Source organism: Janthinobacterium fluminis, from assembly GCF_028595325.1.
Taxonomy (GTDB): domain Bacteria; phylum Pseudomonadota; class Gammaproteobacteria; order Burkholderiales; family Burkholderiaceae_D; genus Janthinobacterium; species Janthinobacterium fluminis.
The window spans coordinates 40,813-56,330 of the sequence record NZ_JAQQXR010000011.1 but is presented as its reverse complement, the minus strand read 5'-3'; the positions used below and the strand labels follow the sequence as shown (position 1 = coordinate 56,330).

Genomic DNA, 15,518 nt, shown 5'->3' with positions numbered 1-15,518 from the left:
TGCGAGCAGAATTATAGGCTTGTTTTTACCGCGTGTAACATGAAATCTCTTTCGGCTGAGGCCGCTTGAAACGCCGCCAATCCGCTTGCCGCAGCGGGCGCTACTTTAGGCATCAAATAGTCGCGCCGGCCGGATTTTCCCATCATGCAAAGGCTTTTTACCGATTTTTCAGCGCCGTGGCGATATCCGGCGAATTTGCCGCCACTTGTTGTATTGTAAATGAAAACGCGTGCAGTCTCATTTTGTCGCGTTGGCGGTGGGGAAAAGGGCGTTCAGGATATCAGGAAAGGGCCGCCTGGGGCGGGCGCCGGCGGGAGCGGCGCCGAACGGCGGTGCCGAACGGCGGCAGCTGGGAACAAGCTTGGCGGTATCGCGCGAGGCTGTCAAGGCGCGAACACGGCGTCCGCGCGCGCGTTTGCGCTGCCTCAACAGTGGCCTTCGGACCGCCGCGCCCCGGGTCCTACTGGCGGGCGTTGCGCAGGTTGGGCGGGCGCTGGCCCGTGCTGAAGTTGCTGCGCCAGGGGTTGATGTCGAGTCCGCCACGGCGGGTGTAGCGGGCGTACACGGCCAGTTTTTGCGGCGCGCACTGGCGCAGGATGTCGACGAAGATGCGCTCGACGCATTGCTCGTGGAACTCGTTGTGCTCGCGGAAGCCGATCAGGTATTTCAGCAGGCTTTCCTGGTCGATCTGCGGCCCCGCGTAATGGATTTGCACGCTGCCCCAGTCCGGCTGGCCCGTCACCAGGCAATTCGACTTGAGCAGGTGCGACACCAGCTTTTCCTCGACGGGGGCCTCGTCCAGCGCCGCCTTCAACAGCAGCGGCGAGGGCGTGTACTGGCTGATCTCGACGTCGAGGCGGTCCAGCAGCAAACCGTCCAACTCGCCCATCTGCAGGCTGGCGAAATCGTCCTGCAAGGTCAGCGCCACCTGCACGGGGGCGCCGAAGCCCGCCGACAGGTCCTGTTGCAGCAGCGCTTGCAGGGCGTCCGCGCTGGCCAGCCGGGTCTGGTTGTAGGAGTTCAGGTAGAGCTTGAACGATTTCGACTCGACGATGTTGGGCGAGTCGGCCGGCGCCGTGATGCGGGCGATCGCCACCTGCGGCTTGCCGCGCAGATTGAGCCACGACAGTTCGTAGGCGTTCCAGATGTCGACGCCGAAAAAGGGCAGGGTGCCGTGCAATTGCAGCTCGTCGCGCTTGCCCTGGCGGGGAATGGGAAACAGCAGTTCGGGGGCGTAGTCGCTGCGGTAGGCGGCGGTTTTGCCCAGTGGCGAAAGGTCGGCGGTGTTGTTCATCATAATGGCAGGTAAAAGTGGCTAAACCGGGCTTAGCCCAGGAACAGCTTGTAGACGGGATTGCTGCTCTCGTCCCAGTAACGGTAACCGAGGGTGGTGAGGAATTTCCCGAACGCGTCCATCTCGTCGGGCGGCACCTGCAGGCCGATCAGGATGCGGCCGACGTCGCCGCCCTGGCTGCGGTAGTGGCACAGCGAAATGTTCCAGTTCGGCGCCATGCTGTCGAGGAAGCGCATCAGCGCCCCCGGCCGCTCGGGGAACTCGAAGCGGTACAGCAACTCGTCCTGGGCCAGCCGGCTCTTGCCGCCGACCAGGTGGCGGATGTGCGACTTGGCCAACTCGTCGTGGGTCAGGTCCAGCGTCTGGAAGGCGTGTTCCTCGAACTTGCGCGCCAGCGCGCCCGATTCGTTGCGGTTGGCGATTTGCACGCCGACAAACACGTGGGCCTGGGCCTCGTCGCTGATGCGGTAATTGAATTCCGTGACGTTGCGCGCGCCCACCAGCGCGCAGAAACGCTTGAAGCTGCCGCGCTGCTCCGGCAGCGTGACGGCGAACACGGCTTCGCGCGACTCGCCCAGCTCGGCGCGCTCGGCGACGAAGCGCAGGCGGTCGAAATTCATATTGGCGCCGCAGGCGATCGTCACCAGCGTCTCGTGGCGGATCGGGTGCCGGCCCAGGCTGGCGCGCTCGACATAGGCCTTGGCGCCGGCGATGGCCAGCGCGCCGGCCGGTTCGAGTATGCTGCGCGTGTCCGTGAAGACGTCCTTGATGGCGGCGCAGATGGCGTCCGTGTCGACGATGATGATCTCGTCGACGTATTGCCGGGCCAGGCGGAAGGTTTCCTCGCCGACCAGGCGCACGGCCGTGCCGTCGGAGAACAGGCCGACGTCGGGCAGGGTCACCCGCTCGCCCGCCTTCAGGCTGCGCGCCATGGCGTCCGAGTCCAGCGTCTGCACGCCGATGATCTTGATGTCGGGGCGGATCTGCTTGACGTAGGCGGCCACGCCGGAGATCAGGCCGCCGCCGCCGATGGCGACGAAGATGGCGTGGATGGGGCCGGCGTGCTGGCGCAGGATTTCCATGCCTATCGTGCCCTGGCCGGCGATCACGTCCGGATCGTCGAAGGGGTGGACGAAGGTCAGCTTCTGCTCTTTTTCCAGCGTCAGCGCGTGGTTGTAGGCGTCCGTGTAGGATTCGCCGAACAGCACCACCTCGACGTTGGCGCCGCCGCGCGCCTTGACGGCGTCGATCTTCACCGGCGGCGTCGTCGTCGGCATCACCACCAGCGCGCGGCAGCCCAGCCGCGCCGCCGACAGCGCCACGCCCTGGGCGTGGTTGCCGGCCGAGGCGCAGATGACGCCGCGCTGCAATTGCGCCTCGCTCAGGTGGGCCATCTTGTTGTAGGCGCCGCGCACCTTGAAGCTGAACACGTCCTGCATGTCCTCGCGCTTGAAATACACCCGGTTGTCGAGGCGCTGCGACAGCGCCGGCGCGAATTCCAGCGGCGTTTCCACGGCGACGTCGTAGACGCGGGCGGTCAGGATTTTCTTCAGATAGTCGATAGTCATAGTCTGCAAACAGAGTGGTTCTGGGCCAGGAAGTGTCTGGAACGTATTCGGTGCTGCAAGGCTCGTCGCGGCGGATAGCCGAAGTCGGCGCCGCGGGGCGGCCACGGGCCGGTGGGCCTGGCGCCGCTCTGCGGCGGTGGTACTGCGCGGGTACTGCGCTTCATTATAATGGACACCTTTCGCCAACCTCAAAGAGTTCGATGATCGAATCAACAATCGCCTGGCTGCTGCAACTGTTGGCGGCGCCGGAAGTGGGGCTGACGTCGGTATTCATCATCAGCTTTATCTCGGCCACCCTGCTGCCGCTGGGCTCGGAGCCGGCCGTGTTCGCCGTCGTCAAGGCCAACGCCGCGCTGTTCTGGCCGGTGATCGGCGTCGCCACCGTCGGCAACACCCTGGGCGGCGCCGTCGACTACTGGCTGGGCTACCGCGCCAAGCAAGCCTTCGCCAAGGAGCGCGACACGCGCTGGTTCCGCTGGCTGGCCCGCTACGGCGCCAAGACCATGCTGCTGGCCTGGCTGCCCGGCATAGGCGACCCGCTGTGCACGCTGGCCGGCTGGCTCAAGCTGCCGTTCTGGCCCAGCGTCGCCTACATGGCGCTGGGCAAGCTGGCGCGCTATCTGACGATGACGACGCTGTTGTTGTACGTGCCCGACGGTGTTTGGCGGGCCATTGCGCGCCTGGCCGGATGAGCCGCGCCGGCATGGTTTGTTTGCAGAACACACCATTTCGTGGCATGTTTTGTCGTAAATGAGCTATTTTTGAAGCATTAATTTTGCGGATTGCGTCATTTGCGAACTATTCAATGGTGTCAAAATGACCATATTGTCCTTGACTGGCCGAGGGCTGTTACGGCATGGTGCGGCGCAATACGCTAAAATGCTCCTTTAGGGTCAGTCCGCAAAGTCCACGCACACAATGAACGCCCCCGCACACCTCCACGCTCTCCAGGCCGAAACGCCGCATGGTCCCGCCGCCACCCGGCTGCGCGAAATCCCCTACAACTACACGTCGTTTTCCGATCGCGAGATCGTCATTCGCCTGCTGGGGGAGGACGCCTGGAGCCTGCTCGACGAGTTGCGCGGCGCCCGCCAGACGGGCCGCTCGGCGCGCATGCTGTACGAGGTGCTGGGCGACATCTGGGTGGTGCGCCGCAACCCCTATCTGCAGGACGACCTGCTGGACAATCCGAAGCGGCGCCAGGAGCTGATCAATGCGCTGCACCACCGCCTGGCCGAGGTCGACAAGCGCCGCCTGACGGTGGACGCCGTCGGCGCCGACGCGGCCGCCGGCGCGGCCAAGGCGCGCAGCGCCAACGTCGAGCTGCTGCTGAAGGCGGCCGGCAAGGCCGTGGCCGACTTCGGCGACGCGTTCCGCCAGACCTACGACTTGCGCAAGCGCACCGTCAAGGTGCTGGGCCGCTACACGGAAAAACACAACATCAAGTTCGACGGCATGTCGCGCGTGGCCCACGTCACCGACGCCACCGACTGGCGCGTCGAATACCCCTTCGTCGTGCTGACGCCCGACACGGAAGACGAGATGGCCGGCCTGGTCAAGGGCTGCATCGAGCTGGGGCTGACCATCATCCCGCGCGGCGGCGGCACCGGCTACACGGGCGGCGCCATTCCGCTGACGCCGCTGTCGGCCGTCATCAACACGGAAAAGTTGATCACGCTGGGCGCCGTGGAAATGACCATGCTGCCGGGCGTGGACCGCGAGTACGCGACCGTCCACTCGGGCGCCGGGGTGGTCACCAAGCGCGTCTCGGACGCGGCCGAAAAGGCCGGCTTCGTGTTCGCCGTCGACCCGACCTCGGCCGAGGCTTCCTGCATCGGCGGCAACGTGGCGATGAACGCCGGCGGCAAAAAAGCCGTGCTGTGGGGCACGGCGCTGGACAACCTGGCGTCCTGGCGCATGGTCGACCCGAACGGCGACTGGCTCGACGTGACCCGGCTGGAGCACAACCTGGGCAAGATCCACGACGCGCCGGTGGCCAAGTTCAAGCTGGAATGGACGCACCCGACGCCGCGCGACGCCGCCAGGGCGCAGCCGTTCAAGACGGAGCTGCTGGAAATCCCCGGCCGTAAATTCCGCAAGGAGGGCCTGGGCAAGGACGTCACCGACAAATTCCTCGCCGGCCTGCCGGGCATCCAGAAAGAGGGTTGCGACGGCTTGATCACGTCGGCGCGCTGGATCTTGCACAAGATGCCGAAACACGCCCGCACCGTCTGCCTGGAATTCTTCGGCCAGGCCCGCGACGCCATCCCGTCCATTGTCGAAATCAAGGATTACCTGGACGCCTTGCCGGCCCGCGGCGAAGGCTACACGACGATACGCCTGGCCGGCCTCGAACACCTGGACGAGCGCTACCTGCGCGCCGTCGGCTACGCCACCAAGTCGAAGCGCGGCGTGCTGCCGAAGATGGCGCTGTTCGGCGACATCGTCGGCGACGACGAGAACGCGGTGGCCGTGGCCGCCTCGGAAGTGGTGCGCCTGGCCAACACCCGCGTCGGCGAGGGCTTCGTCGCCGTCAGCCCCGAGGCGCGCAAGAAGTTCTGGCTCGACCGCGCCCGCACGGCCGCCATCGCCAAGCACACCAACGCCTTCAAGATCAACGAGGACGTCGTCATCCCGCTGAACCGCATGGGCGAGTACACGGATGGCATCGAGCGCATCAACATCGAACTGTCGATCAAGAACAAGCTGGAACTGGCGGACGCGCTGGCCGACTTCTTCGCCGCCGGCAACCTGCCGGTCGGCAAGAGCGACGACGCCGCCGACGACCGCGTCGACGACGCCGAAATGCTCGGCGACCGCGTGCAGCAGGCCGCGGCGCTGCTGGCGCAGGTGCGGGCGCGCTGGAGCTATGTGCTGGCCGAGCTGGACCGGCCGCTGGCGGACGTCCAGGAGCGGCTGGCCGAGCTGGGGCTGGAGCGCCTGGCGCCCGTGTTCGAGGCGCGCCTGGCGCAGCAGCCGGGCGCCAGCCTGCTCGACGTTGTGCAGGACCGCACCGTGCGCATCACGTGGAAGCAGGAAATCCGCGCGCAACTGCGGCAAATCTTCAACGGCGCCGCCTTCAAGTCCATCCTCGACGAGGCGACGGCGATCCACGCCCGCGTGCTGCGCTCGCGCGTCTTCGTCGCGCTGCACATGCACGCCGGCGACGGCAACGTCCACACGAACTTGCCGGTCAACTCGGACAACTATGCCATGCTGCAGGACGCCCACCACGCGGTGGCCCGCATCATGGTGCTGGCCCGTTCGCTGGACGGCGTCATCTCGGGCGAGCACGGCATCGGCATCACCAAGCTGGAATTCCTGACGGAAGAGGAAATCGGCGAATTCCGCAGCTACAAGCAGCGCATCGACCCGGAAGGGCGCTTCAACAAGGGCAAGCTGCTGAACCTGGAGGGCATGGGCGCCGACTTGCGCAACGCCTACACGCCGTCGTTCGGCCTGATGGGCCACGAATCGCTGATCATGCAGCAAAGCGACATCGGCGCCATCGCCACCAGCGTCAAGGATTGCCTGCGCTGCGGCAAGTGCAAACCCGTGTGCTCGACCCACGTGCCGCGCGCCAACCTGCTGTACTCGCCGCGCGACAAGATATTGGCGACCTCGTCGCTGATCGAAGCCTTCCTGTACGAGGAGCAGACCCGGCGCGGCATCTCCATCAAGCACTGGGAAGAGTTCGAGGACGTGGCCGACCACTGCACCGTCTGCCACAAATGCGTCACGCCTTGCCCGGTCAACATCGACTTCGGCGACGTGTCGATGAATATGCGCAACCTGCTGCGCAAGATGGACAAGAAAAGCTTCAACCCCGGCACGGCCGCGACGATGTTCTTCCTCAACGCGACCGACCCGGTGACCATCAACGCCACCCGCAAAGTGATGATAGGCTGGGGCTACAAGGCGCAGCGCCTGGGCCACGACTTGCTGAAGAAATTCGCCAAAAAACAGACCAAGGCGCCGCCGCCGTCGACCGGCAAGCCGCCCGTCAAGGCCCAGGTGATCCACTTCATCAACAAGAAAATGCCGGGCAACCTGCCGAAGAAATCGGCGCGGGCGCTGCTCGACATCGAGGACGACAAGGTCATCCCCATCATCCGCAACCCGCACAAGACGACGGCGGACACGGAAGCCGTGTTCTACTTCCCCGGCTGCGGCTCGGAGAGGCTGTTCTCGCAAGTGGGGCTGGCGACCCAGGCCATGCTGTGGGAAGTGGGCGTGCAGACGGTGCTGCCGCCGGGCTATCTGTGCTGCGGTTATCCGCAGCGCGGCGCCGGCGAGTTCGACAAGGCCGAGAAGATGATGACGGACAACCGCGTGCTGTTCCACCGCATGGCCAACACGCTCAACTACCTCGACATCAAGACCGTGCTGGTGTCCTGCGGCACCTGCTACGACCAGTTGGCGACCTATGAGTTCGACAAGATTTTCCCCGGCTGCCGCATCATGGACATCCATGAGTACCTGCTGGAAAAAGACGTCAAGCTGGCCGGCGTCAACGGCACCCGCTATATGTACCACGAGCCTTGCCACAACCCGATGAAGTTGCAGGAGTCGAGCAAGACCGTCAACGCGCTGATCACGACGGTCGACAACGTCAAGATCGAGAAGAACGACCGCTGCTGCGGCGAGTCCGGCTCGCTGGCCGTGACGCGGCCCGACATCTCGACCCAGGTGCGCTTCCGCAAGGAAGAGGAAATGCTCAAGGGCGCAGACAAGCTGCGCGCCGACGGCTTCGACGGCGACGTCAAGATCCTGACCAGCTGCCCGTCCTGCCTGCAGGGGCTGTCGCGCTACAACGACGACTCCGGCACGACGGCCGACTATATCGTCGTCGAAATGGCCAAGCACTTGCTGGGCGAAAACTGGATGCCCGACTACGTCAAGCGCGCCAACGACGGCGGCATCGAGCGGGTGCTGGTGTGACGCCGGCCTGCGAGCTGTGTTCCCTGCTGGCCGGCTTCGACGCCGACGCGGGGCAGGGCGGCGCGCTGTTGTGGCGCGACGCCCGCCTGGCCGTGGTGCTGGTCGACGAGCCGGCCTACCCGGGCTTTTGCCGCGTCGTCTGGCACGCCCACGTCAAGGAAATGACGGACCTGCCGGCGGCCGAGCGCAGCCACATCATGGACGTCGTGTGGCAAGTGGAACTGGCCCAGCGCGACGTGATGCGGGCGGAAAAAATCAATGTGGCCAGCTTCGGCAACATGACGCCGCACGTGCACTGGCATGTGATTCCGCGCTACCGCGACGACGCCCATTTCCCCAACCCAACCTGGGCCGCCGCCCAGCGGCAGACGCCGGCCGAGGCGCTGGCCGCGCGCCGCGCCCTGCTGCCGCAATTGCGCGCGGCCATCGTTCAACGTCTGGCCGCCTGAGCGGCCCGGACACGTCAAAAAGGCAGCACCATGACAGTTTCCCGAACATCGGCCCCGACACCGCAGGCAACCGGATTGACGGTGCACAGCAAGTCGCGCGTGCTCGAAGTGAGTTTCGACGACGGCGCCAGCTTTTCCCTGCCGTTTGAACTGCTGCGCGTGTATTCGCCGTCGGCCGAAGTGCGCGGCCACGGCCAGGGCCAGGAAGTGCTGCAACTGGGCAAGCGCGACGTCGCGCTGACGGGCCTGGAGCCGGTCGGCAACTATGCGGTGCAGCCGAGCTTCTCGGACGGCCACAACACCGGCCTGTATTCCTGGGACTACCTGTACAAGCTGGGCGCGCAGCAGGCCGCGCTGTGGCAAAACTACCTGGAGCGCCTGCACGCGGCCGGATTCGCCGGCGACAGCGGGCGCGACGCCGGCGCCGCGCTGCCTGCCGCGCCGGCCAAGGGCCATGGCTGCGGCCACCAGCACTGAGCGGATCAGCCGCGCGCGGCGAGCCGAACAGGTTGAATCCGGCCTAAGCTTCACCCAGGTCAAGCTGCGGCCAGCGTTAATCCGCGCCCCGCTTGTATAATGCGTGCAGATCAATCAGGCTGCTTACCATGACCAATACGACTCATTTCGGCTACAAAACCGTTTCGGAAGACGACAAAGTGCACGAGGTGGCGAAGGTGTTCCACTCCGTCGCCGCCAAATACGATGTGATGAACGACTTGATGTCGGCCGGTTTGCATCGCCTGTGGAAGACCTTCACCATCGCCAACGCCGGCGTGCGCCCCGGTTTCAAGGTGCTCGACATCGCCGGCGGCACCGGCGACCTGGCCAAGGTGTTCGCCAGGCAGGCCGGCCCCAGCGGCGAGGTCTGGCTGACCGACATCAACGAGTCGATGCTGCGCGTCGGCCGCGACCGGCTCTTGAACCGCGGCCTGCTGACCCCCACCTTGCTGTGCGACGCGGAAAAACTGCCGTTCCCGGACAATTATTTCGACCGCGTCAGCGTGGCCTTCGGCCTGCGCAATATGACGCACAAGGACCAGGCGCTGGCAGAAATGCGCCGCGTGCTGAAACCGGGCGGCAAGCTGCTGGTGCTGGAATTCTCGAAAGTGGCGGCGCCGCTGCAAAAGCCGTATGACGTGTATTCGTTCTCGGTCTTGCCGTGGCTGGGCCAGAAGATCGCCGGCGACGCGGAAAGCTACCGCTATCTGGCCGAATCGATCCGCATGCATCCGGACCAGGAAACCCTGAAAACCATGATGCAGGACGCCGGCCTGGAGCGCGTGCAATATTTCAATTTGACGGCCGGCGTCGCGGCTTTGCACACGGGCATCAAACTGTAGGAGCAGTCATGAAGATGAAGAAAATGCTGGTCGGCCTGATGTTGGCCGCGTTCACCGTGTCGATGCTGGCCGAGGCGATGGCGCGGCCGATGGGCGGCGGCCGTTCGATCGGCCGGCAGTCGCAAAACGTCACCCGCCAGGCGCCGGCCGCGGCCCCGGCTCCGGCCGCGCCGCGCCAGGCGCAGGCGGCGCCCGCGCCGGCCGCAACGCCGGCCATTCCGCCGAAGCCGGCCAGCCGCTGGAAAGGCATCCTCGGCGGCGCCCTGCTGGGCCTGGGCCTGGGCGCCTTGCTGTCGCACTTCGGCCTGGGCGGCGCCCTGGCCAGCATGATCGGCTCGCTGCTGATGGTCGCGCTGCTGGCCGGCGCCGCCTTCTTCATCTACCGCCTGGTGCGCGGCAAGCGCGCCGGCAACAACAGCACGCCGTTCGCCGGCGGCTTCGGCGGCAACGCGCCGCAGCCCCAGGGCGCCGGCAACGCGCTCGACATCGGCTCGCACCTGCAGCCGCGCGCCTTCGAACCAGTGGCGCCGGCGCCGCCGGCCGCCTCGGACAGCATGCTGTACAAGCCGGTCGCCGCGCCGGCGCCGTGGGGCGTGCCGGCCGACTTCGACACTGCCGGCTTCCTGCGCCACGCGAAAAGCAATTTCATCCGCCTGCAAGCGGCCTGGGACAAGGCGGACGTCAACGACATCCGCGAGTTCACGACGCCGGAAGTGTATGCCGAAATGAAGCTGCAACTGCAGGAGCGCGGCGCCGTGGCCGACTTCACCGACGTCGTCACCATCGAGGCCGAATTGCTGGGCATCGAAACGGGCGCCGCCGACTACCTGGCCAGCGTCAAGTTCGCCGGCATGATACGCTCGGCGCCGAACGCCGCGCCGGAGCCGTTCGCCGAGGTGTGGAACCTGTCGAAACCGCTGTCCGGCAATGGCGGCTGGATGCTGGCCGGCATCCAGCAGCTTTCCTGAACACAAGCAGTAAATTCGTGATGCTGCCGGGGGAAAGCCCGGCAAGCTGGTAAGATCAACCGCCCACGATGTCCCCGGGCGGTTTTTTTTTGATATACATAGACCGAATGCCCCTACCTATTCCAAGCAACGCCGCACTCAGCGCGCCCGTCGTCGCGACGATCAACCATCTGCTGGCGCAGGAGCCCTGGGCCCAGCAGCAACTCGCTCTGCACGGCGGCAAGGTCGCCTGCATCGACGCCGGTGCGCTGGCGCTGCGCCTGCGCGTCAGCGCCGGCCTGTTCGAGGTCGCGCCGGCCGACGCGGCGGCCGACGTGACGATACGCGTCAAGCCGAGCGACCTGCCGCTGATCCTGCAAAACCGCGAGCGCGCCTTCGCCTACGTGAAGATCGACGGCGACGCCGAATTCGCCAACGCCATCTCGCAATTGAGCAAGACGCTGCGCTGGGAAGCCGAGCACGACCTGGAAAAGCTGGTGGGCCAGGTGGCCGCCCAGCGCCTCGCCTCGGGCGCCCGGGCCGTCGTCGCGGCGCTCCGCGGCGGCCAGAAAAAACTGGCGGAAAACGTCGCCGAGTTCTTCCTGGAAGAGCAGCCGCTGCTGGTGCGCCCGCTGGCCGTCGCCGAATTCTCCGGCGACGTGACGCGCCTGCGCGACGACGTCGAGCGCATGGCCAAGCGCCTCGACAAAATGGAGCAAAAACTGGCGCGCTCCGCGCCATCCTCACCGGACCTCACATGATCTTGAAATTCCTGCGCCTGCTGAAAATCCTGCGGGTGATTATCAAATACGGCCTCGACGAAATCGCCATTTCCGGCTTGAAAGTGCCGCGCACCGCCAAACTGATCGACACCGTCATCTTCTGGCGCGACATCAGCGCGCCGCGCGGCGAGCGCATGCGCATGGCCCTGGAGGAGCTGGGGCCGATCTTCGTCAAGTTCGGCCAGGTGCTGTCGACCCGGCGCGACCTGATGCCGGCCGACCTGGCCGACGAACTGGCGCGCCTGCAAGACCAGGTGCCGCCGTTCGACTCCGACCTGGCCATCGCGCAAATCGTCAAATCGCTGGGCGCCCACCCGGAGCAACTGTTCGCCAACTTCGAGCGCACGCCGGTGGCGTCGGCCTCGATCGCCCAGGTGCATTTCGCCACGCTCAAGGACGGCAAGGAAGTGGCCGTCAAGGTGCTGCGGCCGGGCATGAAAAAGCTCATCGACGAAGACGTCGCGCTGATGCACATCGCGGCCGAGTGGATAGGCCGCATCTGGGCCGACAGCAAGCGTTTGAAACCGAAGGAAGTCGTCGGCGAATTCGACAAATACCTGCACGACGAACTCGACCTGATGCGCGAGGCGGCCAACGCCAGCCAGTTGCGGCGCAACTTCGCCAACTCGAACCTGCTGCTGGTGCCGGAAATGCACTGGGACTACTGCTCGCCCAGCGTCATCGTCATGGAGCGCATGGTCGGCATCCCCGTCTCCCAGCTCGACCGGCTGGCCGCGGCCGGCGTCGACCTGAAAAAACTCTCCAGCGACGGCGTCGAAATCTTCTTCACCCAAGTGTTCCGCGACGGCTTCTTCCACGCCGACATGCACCCGGGGAACATCCTCGTCTCGGTGGCGCCGGCCACCTTCGGCCGCTACATCGCCCTCGACTTCGGCATCGTGGGCACGCTCAACGACTTCGACAAAGACTACCTGTCGCAAAACTTCCTCGCCTTCTTCCGGCGCGACTACAAGCGCGTGGCCGAAGCCCACATCGAATCGGGCTGGGCGCCGAAAGAGACGCGCGTCGACGAACTGGAATCGGCCGTGCGCGCCTGCTGCGAACCGATCTTCGACCGGCCGCTGAAAGACATCTCCTTCGGCCAGATCTTGCTGCGCCTGTTCCAGACCTCGCGCCGCTTCAACGTCGAAGTGCAGCCGCAACTGGTGCTGCTGCAAAAGACCCTGCTCAACATCGAGGGCCTGGGCCGCCAGCTCGACCCCGAACTCGACCTGTGGAAAACCGCCAAGCCCTACCTGGAAAACTGGATGGCCGAGCAGGTCGGCGTGCAGGGCCTGTTCGAGCGCCTGAAAGCGGAGGCGCCGCGCTACGCCCACATCCTGCCGGCGCTGCCGCGCCTGGTGCACCACGCGCTGACGGTGGCGGGCGAGCCGCGCGACAACGACACCCAGCTGCTGAAAACCCTGATCGCCGAACAGCGCCACACCAACCGCCTGCTCAGCTTCGTCGTCTACTTCGTCGGCGCCTTCGCCGTCGGCGCGCTCGGCCTGCAACTGCTGCTGCGCTGGCAGCACGCGGCATAAGGGACGCCCCGCCATGCCCAGCTTCGCGGCCCGCGACCCGCTCACGCCAGCGTTCTGGGACGAACGCTTCGAGCGCGGCTTCACGCCGTGGGACCGCGGCGGCGTGCCGGAGGCGCTGCGCCGCTTCGTGCAAGACGCCGGCGCGCCGCTGCGCTGCCTGATCCCCGGCTGCGGCGCCGCCTACGAACTGGCCTACCTGTGCGAAGCCGGCTGGGATGCCACCGCCATCGACTTCGCGCCGGCGGCCGTGGCGGCCGCGCGCGCCGCCGTCGGCGCCTGGGAAGGGCGCGTGCAGCAGGCCGACTTCTTCGCCTACGAACCGCCCCAGCCGCTGCAACTGATCTACGAACGGGCCTTCCTGTGCGCGCTGCCGCGCGCGCTGTGGCCGCAGGTGGCGGCGCGCTGGGCCGCGCTGCTGGCGCCGGGCGCGCTGCTGGCCGGCTACTTCTACTTCGACGACGGCCTGCGCGGCCCGCCGTTCGGCATCGCCCGCGCCCAGCTCGACGGCCTGCTCGCGGCGCACTTCGACTGCATCGTCGACGCAGCCGTCGGCGACTCCATCGCCATTTTCGAGGGCAAGGAGCGCTGGATGGTCTGGCGCCGCAAGGCCGGACAGGCGTAAAAAAGCCCGCGTCAAGCGGGCTGCGGATAGATCGCGGCGATGTTTTATGCCTCGGCCTTGGCCTTCGTTTTGCGGCGCAGGCTGAAGCCGAGGATACCCAGGCCGGCCAGCAGCATGGCATAGTTTTCCGGTTCCGGCACTGCGGGCAGCGGCGTGTCCGAGACAGACATGGCGCGGAACAGCGCCAGGTCGGGAGCGCTAATATTGTACTGTTCGAGCGTCAAGTGGACCGAGGCGGCGTTGACCAAGCTCGCGTCGAAGGCGACGCTGTAGTGGTGCCAGGTGCCGTCGTTGACCAGCGTGGTTGGCGTAGGATAGGCCCCGCCGCCCGCCAGCCAGGTATGGACGCCAGGCAAGCCTTGGCTAATGCCGACGAAGCCGCCGCCGTTAACGCCCAGCGAGCTTGCGCCGCGGTAGTCGAAATTGATATAGCCGGACTTGAACGTGGCCGTGCTGAAGATATCCCCGCCGCCGGTGCCGTTGCTGAAACCCAGCACATTGCCGCTGCCGCCAAACGGATCGGCCATGACATGGGCGTAGGTTGGCGTGGTCCAGGCGTTCAAATTGCTAAAATCTTCGGTAAAGGTGGTTGCCGCGAAAGACGGGGCGGTGGCGGCGCAAAACAAACCGGCGAGCAAGATTTTTTTCATTTTCGTGTCCATTTAGTCATTTCCTTGATGTGCATGTCTGCGGCGAGGGACGGCGCCCATACTTGCCGGATCCGGCAGACTTCCTTGCATTTCCAACATCAATTTAATCACGGCTAGGTGTGCATTGACAAGAAATATGTCTAAATTATAATTATTTGTGCATTAGCCTGAGCGCAACAATGGGGTCAGGTCTAGACATGGCGGTTTGTGCGGCGAGGCAACAGCTTGGCGCCGCCGCCGGCGTGGCCGAAAGGACGTAAACCGCCATGTCTAGACCTGACCCCATTGTTGGCGGGATGGAAATGCGTGAGGGGAGGCAAAAAGCTTTATAATTCAGGGTTTTTGATGATTTTTGCGGAGTAATGAATGCCGATTTACGCTTACCGCTGTGACGATTGTGGTTTCGCCAAGGATGTCTTGCAGAAGATTTCCGATCCTGTGCTGACGGTGTGTCTGTCCTGCGGCAAGCCGACGTTTAAGAAGCAGTTGACGGCCGCCGGCTTCCAGTTGAAGGGCACCGGCTGGTATGCGACGGATTTCCGCGGCGGCACGCCGCCTAGCACGGTGGTGCCGACCGGTCCGGTCGAGGCGGCCCCGGCGAAGGAGGCCGCGCCCGCCACAGCTGTGCCGGCCGCACCCGCCGCAGCCACGCCCGCGCCGGCCAAGGTCGACTGAGGATGCGCCACGGGGACGGCGCGCGCCGTCCATTTGCCACCATGAACTGAGAGATCAATGCGTAAATATTTTATTACCGGATTGCTGATTTTGGTGCCGCTGGCAATCACGGCCTGGGTGTTGAATTTGGTGATCAGCACGATGGACCAGTCGCTGTTGCTGGTGCCCGACAGCTGGCAACCGAAGGAGTTGTTCGGCCATAAGATGCCGGCGCTGGGGACGATTCCCGGCCTGGGCACGGTGCTGACGATCTTGATCGTCTTCGTCACCGGTTTGCTGACGAATAATCTGGTCGGCAATTATGTCGTGCGCGTGTGGGAAAATGTGCTACAGCGCATTCCCATCGTCAATTCCCTGTATTCGAGCGTCAAGCAGGTGTCCGACACGCTGTTTTCCTCGTCCGGCAATGCTTTCCGCAAGGCGGTGCTGGTGCCTTATCCGCACCAGAATTCCTGGACCATCGCTTTCCTGACCGGCGCGCCCGGCGGCGATGTGAAGAACCATTTGGTGGGAGACTATGTCAGCGTGTATGTGCCGACGACGCCGAATCCGACTTCGGGGTATTTCCTGATGATGAAGCGCAGCGACGTCGTCGAGCTTGATATGAGCGTCGACGTGGCCTTGAAGTACATCGTTTCCATGGGCGTCGTCGTACCCGAGCCGACGGCGGCCAAAGAATAAACGGCACGCGTCTCCGAAGAAGAGC

The 15,518-nt window shown here is 65.2% G+C and carries 14 protein-coding genes; 11 read left to right on the top strand and 3 right to left on the bottom strand.

Features of this window, described 5'->3' with window-relative positions; genetic code table 11:
* Positions 1 to 460: 460 nt before the first annotated feature.
* Both queF and ilvA read right to left on the bottom strand, forming a co-directional pair.
* Positions 461 to 1,294 carry an NADPH-dependent 7-cyano-7-deazaguanine reductase QueF gene (gene queF / locus OIK44_RS21765; RefSeq protein ID WP_273674032.1) on the bottom strand — a complete coding sequence of 278 codons (834 nt, stop codon included), beginning with the start codon at positions 1,292 to 1,294 and terminating at the stop codon, positions 461 to 463.
* Between the two features lie 32 nt (positions 1,295 to 1,326).
* Entirely contained in the window at positions 1,327 to 2,862 is a 1,536-nt protein-coding gene (gene ilvA / locus OIK44_RS21760; RefSeq protein WP_273673876.1) for a threonine ammonia-lyase, biosynthetic, read from the bottom strand.
* A 200-nt stretch (positions 2,863 to 3,062) separates the two neighbouring features.
* Here ilvA and OIK44_RS21755 point away from each other — a divergent pair, with 200 nt between their 5' ends.
* From OIK44_RS21755 to OIK44_RS21715, 9 genes are all read left to right on the top strand, one after another.
* Positions 3,063 to 3,554 (top strand): YqaA family protein, encoded by a 492-nt coding sequence (locus OIK44_RS21755; RefSeq protein WP_273673875.1) that lies wholly within the window; start codon positions 3,063 to 3,065, stop codon positions 3,552 to 3,554.
* Positions 3,555 to 3,780: 226 nt separating this feature from the next.
* The gene (locus OIK44_RS21750) at positions 3,781 to 7,803 is read left to right on the top strand and encodes an FAD/FMN-binding oxidoreductase (protein WP_273673874.1); all 4,023 of its coding nucleotides are present in this window, start codon (positions 3,781 to 3,783) and stop codon (positions 7,801 to 7,803) included.
* The gene (locus OIK44_RS21745) at positions 7,800 to 8,252 is read left to right on the top strand and encodes an HIT family protein (protein WP_273673873.1); all 453 of its coding nucleotides are present in this window, start codon (positions 7,800 to 7,802) and stop codon (positions 8,250 to 8,252) included. The genes OIK44_RS21750 and OIK44_RS21745 overlap by 4 nt, the downstream gene beginning before the upstream one ends.
* A 30-nt stretch (positions 8,253 to 8,282) precedes the next feature.
* On the top strand, positions 8,283 to 8,729 hold the full coding sequence (locus OIK44_RS21740) for a gamma-butyrobetaine hydroxylase family protein (RefSeq protein ID WP_273673872.1): 447 nt from the start codon (positions 8,283 to 8,285) through the stop codon (positions 8,727 to 8,729).
* Positions 8,730 to 8,857: 128 nt separating this feature from the next.
* Positions 8,858 to 9,592 (top strand): bifunctional demethylmenaquinone methyltransferase/2-methoxy-6-polyprenyl-1,4-benzoquinol methylase UbiE, encoded by a 735-nt coding sequence (ubiE, locus tag OIK44_RS21735; protein ID WP_273673871.1) that lies wholly within the window; start codon positions 8,858 to 8,860, stop codon positions 9,590 to 9,592.
* Between the two features lie 8 nt (positions 9,593 to 9,600).
* Positions 9,601 to 10,560 carry a Tim44 domain-containing protein gene (locus OIK44_RS21730; RefSeq protein ID WP_273673870.1) on the top strand — a complete coding sequence of 320 codons (960 nt, stop codon included), beginning with the start codon at positions 9,601 to 9,603 and terminating at the stop codon, positions 10,558 to 10,560.
* Positions 10,561 to 10,667: 107 nt separating this feature from the next.
* Positions 10,668 to 11,300: a ubiquinone biosynthesis accessory factor UbiJ gene (locus OIK44_RS21725; protein ID WP_273673869.1), complete on the top strand. Its 633-nt coding sequence runs from the start codon at positions 10,668 to 10,670 to the stop codon at positions 11,298 to 11,300.
* Positions 11,297 to 12,865 (top strand): ubiquinone biosynthesis regulatory protein kinase UbiB, encoded by a 1,569-nt coding sequence (gene ubiB, locus OIK44_RS21720; RefSeq protein ID WP_273673868.1) that lies wholly within the window; start codon positions 11,297 to 11,299, stop codon positions 12,863 to 12,865. Before OIK44_RS21725 ends, ubiB begins: the two co-directional genes overlap by 4 nt.
* A gap of 13 nt (positions 12,866 to 12,878) precedes the next feature.
* Complete coding sequence (locus OIK44_RS21715) at positions 12,879 to 13,487, top strand: methyltransferase (protein ID WP_273673867.1); 609 nt, start codon at positions 12,879 to 12,881, stop codon at positions 13,485 to 13,487.
* 44 nt (positions 13,488 to 13,531) lie between these two features.
* Here the strand turns inward: OIK44_RS21715 and OIK44_RS21710 are convergent, their stop codons facing one another.
* Positions 13,532 to 14,137, bottom strand: coding sequence for a PEP-CTERM sorting domain-containing protein (locus OIK44_RS21710; protein ID WP_273673866.1), 606 nt, complete (start codon positions 14,135 to 14,137; stop codon positions 13,532 to 13,534).
* A gap of 366 nt (positions 14,138 to 14,503) precedes the next feature.
* Here OIK44_RS21710 and OIK44_RS21705 point away from each other — a divergent pair, with 366 nt between their 5' ends.
* Together OIK44_RS21705 and OIK44_RS21700 are read left to right on the top strand one after the other, a co-directional pair.
* A complete protein-coding gene (locus OIK44_RS21705; protein WP_273673865.1) occupies positions 14,504 to 14,812 on the top strand; it encodes an FmdB family zinc ribbon protein in 309 nt (102 codons plus the stop codon).
* 57 nt (positions 14,813 to 14,869) lie between these two features.
* Positions 14,870 to 15,493 carry a DUF502 domain-containing protein gene (locus OIK44_RS21700; RefSeq protein WP_273673864.1) on the top strand — a complete coding sequence of 208 codons (624 nt, stop codon included), beginning with the start codon at positions 14,870 to 14,872 and terminating at the stop codon, positions 15,491 to 15,493.
* Positions 15,494 to 15,518 lie beyond the last annotated feature (25 nt).

Coding starts and splice junctions, on each gene's coding strand:
- queF (WP_273674032.1), bottom strand. CDS start 1,294: ATGAACAACACCGCCGACCTTTCGCCACTGGGCAAAACCGCCGCCTAC.
- ilvA (WP_273673876.1), bottom strand. CDS start 2,862: ATGACTATCGACTATCTGAAGAAAATCCTGACCGCCCGCGTCTACGAC.
- OIK44_RS21755 (WP_273673875.1), top strand. CDS start 3,063: ATGATCGAATCAACAATCGCCTGGCTGCTGCAACTGTTGGCGGCGCCG.
- OIK44_RS21750 (WP_273673874.1), top strand. CDS start 3,781: ATGAACGCCCCCGCACACCTCCACGCTCTCCAGGCCGAAACGCCGCAT.
- OIK44_RS21740 (WP_273673872.1), top strand. CDS start 8,283: ATGACAGTTTCCCGAACATCGGCCCCGACACCGCAGGCAACCGGATTG.
- ubiE (WP_273673871.1), top strand. CDS start 8,858: ATGACCAATACGACTCATTTCGGCTACAAAACCGTTTCGGAAGACGAC.
- OIK44_RS21730 (WP_273673870.1), top strand. CDS start 9,601: ATGAAGATGAAGAAAATGCTGGTCGGCCTGATGTTGGCCGCGTTCACC.
- OIK44_RS21725 (WP_273673869.1), top strand. CDS start 10,668: ATGCCCCTACCTATTCCAAGCAACGCCGCACTCAGCGCGCCCGTCGTC.
- ubiB (WP_273673868.1), top strand. CDS start 11,297: ATGATCTTGAAATTCCTGCGCCTGCTGAAAATCCTGCGGGTGATTATC.
- OIK44_RS21715 (WP_273673867.1), top strand. CDS start 12,879: ATGCCCAGCTTCGCGGCCCGCGACCCGCTCACGCCAGCGTTCTGGGAC.
- OIK44_RS21710 (WP_273673866.1), bottom strand. CDS start 14,137: ATGAAAAAAATCTTGCTCGCCGGTTTGTTTTGCGCCGCCACCGCCCCG.
- OIK44_RS21705 (WP_273673865.1), top strand. CDS start 14,504: ATGCCGATTTACGCTTACCGCTGTGACGATTGTGGTTTCGCCAAGGAT.
- OIK44_RS21700 (WP_273673864.1), top strand. CDS start 14,870: ATGCGTAAATATTTTATTACCGGATTGCTGATTTTGGTGCCGCTGGCA.